The organism is Bacteroides caccae, from assembly GCF_002222615.2.
Classification (GTDB): Bacteria; Bacteroidota; Bacteroidia; order Bacteroidales; family Bacteroidaceae; genus Bacteroides; species Bacteroides caccae.
The window spans coordinates 214,310-225,706 of record NZ_CP022412.2 but is presented as its reverse complement, the minus strand read 5'-3'; the positions used below and the strand labels follow the sequence as shown (position 1 = coordinate 225,706).

9 protein-coding genes and 1 tRNA gene are annotated in these 11,397 nt (G+C 31.2%); 8 read left to right on the top strand and 2 right to left on the bottom strand.

Features of this window, described 5'->3' with window-relative positions; translation table 11 throughout:
- Window positions 1–6: 6 nt before the first annotated feature.
- Window positions 7–897: a FecR family protein gene (locus CGC64_RS00980; RefSeq protein ID WP_005678220.1), complete on the bottom strand. Its 891-nt coding sequence runs from the start codon at window positions 895–897 to the stop codon at window positions 7–9.
- Between the two features lie 148 nt (window positions 898–1,045).
- Between CGC64_RS00980 and CGC64_RS00975 the strand changes: the two genes are divergently transcribed.
- The gene (locus tag CGC64_RS00975; RefSeq protein WP_005678221.1) at window positions 1,046–1,588 is read left to right on the top strand and encodes an RNA polymerase sigma-70 factor; all 543 of its coding nucleotides are present in this window, start codon (window positions 1,046–1,048) and stop codon (window positions 1,586–1,588) included.
- Between the two features lie 145 nt (window positions 1,589–1,733).
- On the opposite strand, the gene CGC64_RS18740 is transcribed toward CGC64_RS00975, so the two are convergent.
- Window positions 1,734–1,830: transfer RNA gene (locus CGC64_RS18740), tRNA-Met, on the bottom strand.
- 132 nt (window positions 1,831–1,962) lie between these two features.
- Between CGC64_RS18740 and CGC64_RS00970 the strand changes: the two genes are divergently transcribed.
- The 7 genes from CGC64_RS00970 to CGC64_RS00940 all read left to right on the top strand — a co-directional run bounded on the left by CGC64_RS00970 (window position 1,963) and on the right by CGC64_RS00940 (window position 11,175).
- Window positions 1,963–3,192 (top strand): site-specific integrase, encoded by a 1,230-nt coding sequence (locus CGC64_RS00970; protein WP_005678223.1) that lies wholly within the window; start codon window positions 1,963–1,965, stop codon window positions 3,190–3,192.
- 87 nt (window positions 3,193–3,279) lie between these two features.
- Window positions 3,280–5,775 (top strand): P-loop NTPase fold protein, encoded by a 2,496-nt coding sequence (locus CGC64_RS00965; RefSeq protein WP_005678225.1) that lies wholly within the window; start codon window positions 3,280–3,282, stop codon window positions 5,773–5,775.
- A 10-nt stretch (window positions 5,776–5,785) separates the two neighbouring features.
- Complete coding sequence (locus tag CGC64_RS00960) at window positions 5,786–6,766, top strand: hypothetical protein (RefSeq protein ID WP_005678226.1); 981 nt, start codon at window positions 5,786–5,788, stop codon at window positions 6,764–6,766.
- A gap of 156 nt (window positions 6,767–6,922) precedes the next feature.
- Complete coding sequence (locus CGC64_RS00955) at window positions 6,923–8,131, top strand: hypothetical protein (protein WP_005678227.1); 1,209 nt, start codon at window positions 6,923–6,925, stop codon at window positions 8,129–8,131.
- A 78-nt stretch (window positions 8,132–8,209) separates the two neighbouring features.
- Entirely contained in the window at window positions 8,210–8,833 is a 624-nt protein-coding gene (locus CGC64_RS00950; protein ID WP_005678228.1) for a hypothetical protein, read from the top strand.
- A 999-nt stretch (window positions 8,834–9,832) separates the two neighbouring features.
- On the top strand, window positions 9,833–10,858 hold the full coding sequence (locus tag CGC64_RS00945; RefSeq protein ID WP_005678229.1) for a DUF3871 family protein: 1,026 nt from the start codon (window positions 9,833–9,835) through the stop codon (window positions 10,856–10,858).
- 56 nt (window positions 10,859–10,914) lie between these two features.
- Window positions 10,915–11,175 carry a hypothetical protein gene (locus CGC64_RS00940; RefSeq protein WP_005678230.1) on the top strand — a complete coding sequence of 87 codons (261 nt, stop codon included), beginning with the start codon at window positions 10,915–10,917 and terminating at the stop codon, window positions 11,173–11,175.
- The last annotated feature ends 222 nt before the right edge of the window (window positions 11,176–11,397 follow it).

Here is an 11,397-nt window from a genome sequence, read left to right as displayed (position 1 = left end):
TTACAATTAATAAATATAGATTTCTCCGCGTTTTTTCTCCATTTTATATTTTGCTGAAATCTGGAGAATAGAGAGTATTTCGTCCAGAGTTTCTTTATCTTCAAACGTTGCATTAAAAGTCTTTTTGCGTATAGCCTCGTTTTCAATATGTATCTTAACGTGAAATGCTCGTTCTAATTCTTCTCCGATTTCAGCCAAAGTGTTATCCTCAAAGCTAAATTTCCCTGTAATCCATGACATGACATTGTCCATGCGGATAGGAGAAATCATAATTTCACCATTTGACGGTGAATATTTAGCTTCTTGGTTGGGCATAAGAATTTTGGCAGATTTAGAAGATTGCCCTTTTTCATATAAAGCCACTTTTCCTTCAAGTAAGGATATTCTTATTTCATCATTGTATGTATCTGTCATTACATTAAAAGAGGTTCCCAATACTTCGACCTGCAATTTCCCAATATCTACAATGAAGGGATGATTCTTGTCTTTGCGAACTTGGAAAAAAGCTTCTCCCGAAATACTGACTTTCCTGTTTACATCCTCAAAAGAACGGGGGTAAACAAGGCGGGCATTGGCATTAAGCCATACAGTACTGCTATCCGGAAGTACAATCTTTGTTTTTGCATCCGGAACTGCTGCGACTTCATACCATACTAATTCCGGACGGCTTAAGTCAATAAAGTGAAAGGCTGAAACAACCAAAAGAGCAAAAGAGGCAGCAATGGAAAACCACTTCCATGCCGGAGAGATATTCTTACTTAACGATATTACCGGAGTGTTAATCCGTTCTTGTAGTCGTTTGTAGTTCGAAATAGTGTCATACTCCGGTAGTTTGAAGCGAAGACGATTAATTAAATCATCAACCTTAGGGTCTTTTATGTTATAATCTTCTTTCATTGTGCTGTTTTTATATATAGATGACAGCAACAAATAAAAACTACGGGTTTATACTTGATTATTTTTTATATATTCCTACATTTGCCAAGCGTATACGGGAGCAATGTATATTTAAACCCTAAAGTCTATCTAAAATATGTAAAATGAAATGAATCCGGAAGGTTTACTAAATAAGATCATCACCGGTGATGAAAATGCTTTGCGGCAATTGTTTGAACAATATTCGCAAAGATTGTATCATGTGGCTTATTACTATTTACAAGCAAAGGAACCGGCTGAGGAGGCTGTGCTGGATGTATTTACGACTGTTTGGAAGAAAAGGGAATCTTTAGGGCATATCAAAACTATTGAGCAATACTTATATACATCTACCAAAAATCAGGCACTTCATTATCTTCGCCGAAATTACTCTCCTGATAAAACGTATGTTTCTTTATATGAAGTGGAGTTAATACCTGAAAGTAATGATCCTGAAAGTCTTATGGAAGATAATGAATATGAGTTGCTTATTCAGGAAGCTATAAATTCATTACCTCCTAAATGTAAAGAAGTATTTAGGCTAGTACTGTCGGATAAGTTAAAAAACAGAGAGATAGCAGAATTATTATCCATAAGTGAAAGTACGGTGAATGAACACATCGCTTTGGCATATAAACGTATTACTTTGTATGTAAAGAAGCGATATAAATAGTACTTTATATATTTTCCTACTTAAACTGGCCCGATAAAATTTATAGAACCATGTTACATTGTATTTGACGCTAGCGCAAACCGGAGCTGAAAAAGAAAAAGGCACCCAGAAGTGGAAGCCTCCCAAATGCCTTATTCTTATCAAGTAGCGGGACCCGGGATTGAACCGGGGACCTCATGATTATGAATCTGCGTCTTCCAAAGGCTGACGCCTTTGAAAGCTACCGACAGAGCTATCCCTTTTGTTGATGATCAGCGATATATATATGTTTGTAAAATATTGCGATTTGATGTAAAAGAGATTTATTGTGGGGAAAATGATAAAATAGCGTCACCTATAGCGTCACCTGAAATACTGTTCATAACTTTCTGATTATGAGCGTAAATATTAGTGTGGTATGTTTTAAATCAAAAACTTTATCAAATGGTGAACACCCTTTATTTGTAAAGGTGAGTGAGGGTAAAAAGAGAGCAACTAAGAGTTTAGGATTATCTATTAGAGCCCAGTTTTGGAATTTTGAGAAGAACGAACCTAAAAAGAGTTGTCCCAATAGAGAGGCTTTGATAAAAATGATAGAATCAAAAAAGCAACAGTATTTGGAGCAAGTTATTGATTTTAAAAGTGAAGATAAAAACTTTACTCCACAGTCATTAGTTGATAAAATGGAGAATACCGTAGTTCCTCAAACGGTTGGAGAGTATCTTTTAAAACAAATTGAAATAATGAAAGTTGAAAAGAGAATTGGAAATGCTAAAGTATATCGCAGTACATATAACTCTCTTTTCGCTTTTTGTGGTAATTTGAATATATCTTTTGCGAGTATTGATGTGGCTTGGTTAAGAAGGTATGAGACTTTTTTGAAAAGTCGTGAGAATTCCAGTAATACCATAGGTATTCGATTTCGAGAATTACGGGCTTTGTATAATAAGGCAATAGAGGATAATCTTGTGCATGAGAAGAATTATCCTTTTAAACGTTTTAAGGTTGCACGATTTTGCAAAAAAACTTCTAAACGAGCAATAAAGAAAGAAGATATAAAAAGGATAATGAATGTGGATTTACGGTTAATCACCAAATATCATAGTCCATTACTTTATTTGAGTAAAGATTTATTTTTGTTTAGTTATTTGGGGTGTGGTATTAATTTGATTGATATTGCATATTTGAGATACGAAAACATAACAGAGAATCGTTTACGTTTTAACCGTCATAAAACGGGGCAACCTATTAATTTTGCCCTACAAGGACAACTACGAGAAATTATTCTGAAATATGCTAAAGAAGGTTGTAGTCCTAAAGATTTTATTTTTCCTATTCTTGATAGAAGAATTCATAAAACACAGCAACAACAAGACGATAGAATAATAAAGGTAACTAAGGGTGTTAATAGGAATCTTAAAAAGATTGGTCAATTTCTAAATCTTTCTATTCCTATAACAACCTACGTGGCAAGACATTCTTTTGCTACAGTGTTAAAACGCTCTGGAGTCAATATTTCGATTATTAGTGAAGCATTAGGACATACAAACTTGTCAACGACGCAATATTATTTGGATAGTTTTGAAAATGAGCAGATAGATGAAGCAATGAGAAAATTATTATGATTTTTTGTATAATAAAGAAATACCTTTATACTGGTATGAGAAAATTTTCTTACCTTTAGCTGCTTTATAAACTAAAATTGTAAATTTATGAATATAGATAGTGCAAGAGAAAAATTTCTCTTATTTCTCCAAAATTATGAAGAATATAAAACTTGTGATTTTTCTGAAAGTGATACCCGTTCTAAAGTTATAGATAAATTGTTTATTGATATCTTAGGGTGGTCTGAAAGTAATATACAGCGGGAAGGACACGTTGACTGTGGGTATTATGATTATCGTTTTTCTATTCCTGGTTTTTATATGTTAGTTGAAGCCAAAAAACAATTCTTAGATTTTGTATTACCTATTAAAACGAAAATAGTTTCTATTAATACATTATTATCTGAAAATAGAGATGTAATACAGCAAATTAGAAACTATTTATCTGACGAAGGTATTGATTATGGGATAATAACGAATGGAAAACAGTTTATTATAGGGCAGTTCATTAATCATAATGGAACATTATGGAAACAAAATAAATGTTTAGTTTTTAATGGACTGGATGAGATAAAAGAAAATTTCATAACTTTTTATAACAATTTATCGAAAGAAGGTATTATTGAAAATGGTGGTTTTAAATTTTTGCAGAATAAAGAAATAGAATTTTCTAAGAAAATTATTGAGACATTAGTAGACCGTGAGAAAGAAATTGTACGGAATAGTATTAGTACTAATTTGACTCCTATTATAGAGACTATTTTTGGGGAAATATTTTCAGATATAAAAGAAGATGATGCTGAATTTATTAAAGAGTGTTTCGTTGAAAATAAGGAAACAATAAAAAATAGAGCAGAATTAAATGGATTATTTAGTGATACACCTCCTTTTTTATCAGAAGTTGTAGGTGCTCAAAATCATGATAGTATTTCTCAACAAATAAATGCGGAAATAACATCTTCGAATGTGTCGTTGAAAATGGCTCCTCCAAAACCTGTAATTATTGTAGGTTCAAAAGGTGCAGGTAAGACTACTTTTATAAACTTTTTGTTTAAAAATAAGCTACCCAATGATACTATTAATAGATATCCGTATGTGTATGTTGACTTTATTAAGTATTATAAAAATTCTAAAAATGTTGATACAGAAAAAATATCAGAGGATATTTTAAATTCATTATATGAACAATATCCTTTTTTAGAACTTGATACATATAAAGTCTTGAAGCGTATTTATATACATGAAATAAATAGAAATGATAGAGGAATTTGGAGTGTTTATAAAGAAAAAAATCAACTTGTTTATGTTGATAAGTTGAATTCTTTTATAGAGGAAAAATTTAAGCATAAAGAACTTCATTTAGAGGAACTGTCTAAATATCTAGTTAGAGAAAGACAAATGAGACTTATTGTTATTATTGATAATGCTGACCAATTTGATATGGAGACTCAAGAAAGTGCTTTTCTTTTTGCTAGTTCATTGAACAGAAGAGCTTTTTGTGGGGTTTTCGTTTCTTTGCGTGAAGGATACTATTATAAATGGAGAAATTTACCTCCATTTAATGCTTTTGAAAGCAATGTATATCACGTGACAGCTCCAAAGTATAGTGAAGTGCTACAAAAAAGAATAAGCTACACTTTGAAGAAAATCGAATTTGATTCTTCCGTTATAGAAAGGAATGTAACAGGAGTAAATCAAGTAGGATATAAGATTGAAATGGAGACTCAGAATATAAAAGAATTTTTTCTTAGTCTTCAAAATTCTTTATTTGACAATTCTAATGAATTGATTGTTGATTTCCTAAACTATTCAACATTTCCCAATACTCGGGAAGGGTTGAGGCTATTTAAATTATTTTTAATTTCTGGTTATACAGATGTCTCTGAGTATATAATGAGGGTCCGTTTTAATAGGGATAACCATAAAATAACTATACCTATTCATGAATTTGTTAAATCAATTGGGCTTCATAATAAGCTGTATTATAATCATGAAATAAGTGTCATTCCTAATTTATTTTATCCATGTAATGAAAGTTCTAATCATTTTTTGAAAATATGGATATTAAAATATTTATCTAATAAATTAAAATCGGGTGGAAATGTTAATAAATATGACTCTCTGAGTGATTTGGCTAACTGTTTTATTAATTATGGATATAAGACAGATATAATATATAAAGAGCTAGAGTTATTGCTCAAATTAGAGTTGATAGAGACAGATGAGATATTAACAGATATAAAATGGGTGAATTTGCCTGAAAAAGTTTTCAATGTATGTATTTCAGCTAAAGGATATTATTATTTGAACGAAGTAATGAATCGTTTTTATTATTTTGAGCTTGTTTTACAAGATACACCTATATTTGATGAAGTGTTTTTTAACAATATGTGTCAAGTTTTTCCTCATTGTACAGAAAACGGAAAAAGAAATATGAATAATCGTATTGAAACAGTTGAATGTTTTATGAGGTACTTGGGAGAACAGGAGAATCATGAACCTAGAGTAGTTTTAAACCAGTTAGGAAGTATAGTACAAGATATTAAAAATAAGGGTATGGACGCCGATATAAGGAATATAAAAGATAAAATGGGTTTATCCTAAAATTATTGTTATGAAAATAACTGATAATCTTTTTAGATATATAAATATATACCAAGATAGATATTTTTGGGTATTCGATGGTGACTGTGCTGACCTAACCAATGAGAATTATATATTTTGTAGGAAATATAATGGTTTCTTACAACAACTTCCCCCTAAAGTAACGGAAGAAACTTTTTATAAGCATGAGAAATTGCAGGAATACTTAACTAAACTGAATCTTGATAAAGAAGCTTTTTGGGGACTGATTATTTATATTTATACTTTACATCTTGTAAAATACAGTGGGAAGTATATGGTGAAACTTTCCAATAATGATGAAGCAAAAAGAGTACAGGACTTCATTAAAGCAAATATAGATAATTTGGAAGTGATAGTAAGAACAAAAGGAGAAAAGAAACAGCGCCCCTTCTCTGTTACAGATAAAGATATTCTAGTTGCGTTATGCCCTATATTTGAAAAAAGCCAATCAATCGATAGGAGCAATGAAATACGTGTTTTATTGAAGGATTGCATTGATAATGAAAATACTACATTAAATATCACCATTAAGGCGAAAAAGGTTGTAAAATCAGATGTTATTACTATGTCAAATAAACGAGATATAGAGCGAGTATTCATGTTGGCAGAAATGACACATAGACCATTTGATGATAATAATTATCTTCATATAAATAAAGATACACCCAAAGCAGAAAGCGAGAGAGCATTTAATTATTTTTTTGTAACGGAGTTGTTAAAGGTAATTCGTTTAATTATTCCCAATGATTCAGTTGGTGCTACTACCAATGAGAAGTATCTTCTTCTTTACACTTTAGATTTTCTTCGTCTACATTCTTTTGATGATAATACGATACTTCTGAATAAAGATGATGAAATGTATTATCGCAATAGGTTGGAATATTACAATAAACTTCTTATAGATTACGAAGGATATGAAACTAAGACGATGGGCAGCTATTTTTATGGTCATGATATAAAAATAGATTAGTTAATCGTATTTAACATTTTAGACTTACTTGGGGGAACAGATTAGAATCTGTTCCTTTTTTTTGTATTACCCATATCTTTGCGTTGTAATCAAAACAGTAAGGCGCCAAGTTAATGATTACTTAAAACTTAGTTATTAATAAAAAAGAAAGAGACAATGGAAACAACTAATGCAATGACAGTAAACGAGAATGGAAATGTTAATGTGGAATCTTTAAAAAATAGTGATAATATGGAAAAGCAACAGGAAACTCAAACAGGAACTCTTTCAAAAAATGAAGTATTGGAAAACGCTCGCAAAATCCTAATGGAAAAAAGACAATATCTATTTGATAATGAAGATGCAGATACCAATATTGTAAAAGCAGCTAAAACTAATGTTGCTAAGGCTGAAAAGGATTATGTGGTTGCATTGCGTAATGTTGATTCTCCTACTATTCCAGTTGAGTTTTGGGAAGTAGAAGAATCTACAGAAGAAAAGGAGGTTATTAGCAAAAGAAAAGAGGATATTATTATTGCAATGTCCGATTATAATATGACTGTAACTAAAGTGAATGTTGAATTGGGAAAAGATTTGATTGGTGATGATAAATTTGAAAAAACGGCTCTGTTTGTAACGGCAGCTCAAACTTTCTATGAAGCGGATATTGAGTTGAAAGACTTGAATGGTAATGTTATTCCTAAAAATACTCCAAATGTTTATGTGCCTGTTGATACGGCAAATGGATATTGGCTATGGAAAACTTATCATGAAGCCAATATTGATAGGGTGGTTAAAGATGAATCAGCTTTAATTGTTGAAAATGTTAGAATCAAGGAATTTGTATCATTGCAAGAGTTTGCAAAGTATAGAGGGATAAATAATGTGCTAAGTAGAGGGTTTAATGGTATGGAAAAAGCAGGTAATGCGGCATTGGCTACTCAACATGAATTTTATCAAAAGATATTCCAAAAAGCTAAAGAGCTGAAGGCTAATATTAGTGTAATTACTAAATATTATAATCAAGGAAAGACCTTAAGTCTAAAAGTTTGGAATAATGCAATGCTTGGTGAGGTTGAAACTAAATTTGAATATGATTTATCAGTTGGTGATAGAATTATAGACACTTTGAAAATTGTGGGTTTCAAAGATAAGTTTATCAAAGAACGTTATATGATTGATGCTATGACTATGTTAGCAAAGCATAAACCACAAGGCGTAGAAAGTGCAATTGGAATTAATGAAGTCATAGAAACAGTTAAGACTTTGGATAAAGATACCGTTACATTTATATCTAATATATCCATTGATAAATTGAACGAAATATATTCAGCTTTGCATAGCCAATATCTAAGGAACCATGATATTATAGGAAAGGCAGCCTAATTCATATTATATTCTAATAGAAAGTCCATGTGACAGGTGGACTTTCTAAAATTAAGTAACATATTATTATTGTTAAAAATGCTTTTACCTGTTAATTGTAAAAATCAGGCGACTGTAAACTATTCCATTTTAAATAGATTTAAGCCTGCATATATTTATAGATTTTTCTGTTTGTCTCTTTCAAGAGATGATTGGTATAATGTGAGAATTACTTTAGATGAATTGAAAAGAACAAGTGGAGGTAAATCAGTAAGCAGTTTTAATAAGAAATTTGAGGAGTACTTGGATATAAAGCCTTATTTTGTGGATAATGGTTTTTATTATCCAACTAGACGGAATATTTATCATATTCCTGCAATGGAAGAACAATGTATCACTATCTCCAATAAGTTTGCATTAATCGAACTGGATGCAGCGATAAAGGGCTTCTTTATCCAATTACTTCTATTATCCCAATATGGCAATATAGAGCTGATTAAGAAAAATATAATCAAAGCAATCGGAATAGATAAAAAGACTTATGACAAGTATATAATAAAACTTGTTGGTGCTGATTTAGTATCAATCACTACTCCCTTAACTTTACATACTGAAAATATTCTATTAGAAAATGATTTTTCCAAGCAGAAAAAACTATCCACGAAGAAAGTAAATAAAATAGCAGAGATAGACGATAATGGGAATATCATAATTCCCAAGTAAGGAGAAAAAGTGTTCTTTATTAATATATTAATATACAGTACTTTTTCCCCTGTACCTACCTGTTTTACAGAATAGGATGCAATAAAAGTGATTTTTTCTGTGTACGGCAAAGTACAGTGTTATTATTAGTATTACAAGCCATTCTTAGCTTTACATAGGTAAGGTAGTGGGGAAAAAGTATCTGATATTAATTATATATTATAACACACATTTTCCCCTACTACTAAAGAATTTAAACTTTATGTGCGCATGAACTTCATTTTTTAGTGTGACAGAGTATCTGTTTTGATTTTTAAAGATTAAGAGTTATATAGGCTAACTCTGTATTTGAAGTATGAAACACTGAAAAATATGTCAATGCCTACAAATAAGCTCATTATAGAGACTTTGACGAATAAATTAGTCTACTACCTAACTAAAAACAAAAATAGCCGCAAGCGAGTACACTTACAAATGTGCTCAATTGCGGCTTTTTTTGTGGAACTTCTAAATTCTTGTCTAATACAAGGGATATAGCAGTTCGCAATTTTAAATATGGGAGTTAATTTTCCCAATGGAAGTGTGGGAAAATGCAAATATGACCTGTTTGATTTACATATAATTTAAGGAGTTGAACCATTGACAAACAGGTAGTTCTTGATTTTTAAGAATACTCAAAGTTACTCATAATAAACAAGGTAAAAAAATAAACAATGCTCATTCTTTGATATTACTACTTAGCATATCTTTATATGGCAGTATAATACTCTCCTTTCTATTATAGTGCATAGTAATACATAGGCACGCAATAAAGTACAGGTACTTATATATAATCCCCCCTACCTATAAAAATAGGAGCTTAAATATATATCAGCTTATTTCTCCTATGATTTACTGAATTGAAAGTTACGTACAAGTGAGTAGAGTAGTTCTAACGTCCCCCTAGGGTAGTTGGATAGAAAACGAAATATATTTCAATCCACGTAATCAATTTATAAATCATTTAAAATTTTATTCGTTATGAGAAATCTACAAATTATTGGCAATGTGCCACAGGTAAGAAGGGAAAACAACTTTGGTGAGTATGCAGAAGAAGCGGTAATAATCGAAGAACAACCAAAAGTTAAAAAAGAGAATCCTCATTTCTTGGAAGCTAATACACTAGAGGTAACAATGCAACATTTAAAAGAAGATTGTATTACACCCGTATTCGCCAAAGATAATGAGCTTACAATTCCTCACCCTGCATTTATTGATACTGTTTATGACGCTGCAAATACGTTTTTCAGTGGTGAAAGTATTGATAAGCCCGATATTCGTGTAAGTCACATTATTAAAGGGAGAGTGCCCGAAGCAATACACAAACCTGCAAATCAACTTCTTGAAAGTGACAAGACTATCTACTACGAAAGATGTGCTTTTATTATTCAGATTCCTACGATTTACGAAACGGTGAACGGGAATAAGTTAATATTAACTATTGGTGGTGTTCGTGCTTATAATCACACTAATCTTTATTCAAAGAAAGGAGCAGAACGATTTAAAGTGTTTATTGGCTTTATTTGTAAGGTTTGTACAAACTTGTGTGTGTCAACAGACGGTTTTCTTAGTTGCTTGGAAGTTACTAATACCAAAGATTTATATCGGGCAGTATTGGAAATGTTTCAGAGTTATCAACCTGCAAAACATCTACATTTAATGCAAACACTTAGTAACTCATATCTCACAGAACACCAATTTTGCCAATTACTTGGGAGAATGAGACTTTATCAATCATTGCCACAAGGTTATCAGAAAGATATTCCTAAAATGCTCATCACTGATTCGCAGATAAATACAGTTGCAAAAGCATATATCAATGATAAGAACTTTGGGAGCTTGGGAAATGATATAAGTATGTGGAAATTGTACAATCTATTGACAGGGGCAAACAAAAGCAGTTATATAGATTCATTCTTGGATAGAGCGGTAAATGCAACCGAAATAGCAACGGGGATAAATGCCGCTTTGCATGGAGACACTAAATATAAGTGGTTTATTGATTGATTAAACAGGGGAATATTCAGAAATGGGTATTCTCCTATTTTATTAATTTTATTGCAATGGATAGAAAGAAGGAAACTATGGTTAGAAAGATTGAATATCTGAAAGAAACAATTTGCCATTGTGAGAATAATCTCCAATATATAAAGAGGTTGCAAGCATTGAAATATTGGTTGCTGAAATTAGATGTCTTATTGGATAATTCCAATGATGAGATTTATAGGAAGTATTTCAATTCAGATAAGGGACATTCTTTCTTTGATAGAATCTGTTTATCAATAACAGACTATCAATATGGAAATAAACCGTTCAATTATTAATCTATTTAAAATAAAGAATCATGTTTTATTATAAGATACTTGTTTGGCTCTTTTGGGTGGTATTGTCTTTTATAACAGGTTGTGTTCCGTTAATCCTGCTTATTCTTTTAGTTGGCTTATGGGAAGTGGAAGAAGCGGATAAACGTCACTAACTACTTGTGTGTTCAAAACAGGAATGTGTTCAAATAAATCTACAAAGGTGGTTTGAACACATTCTTTCAT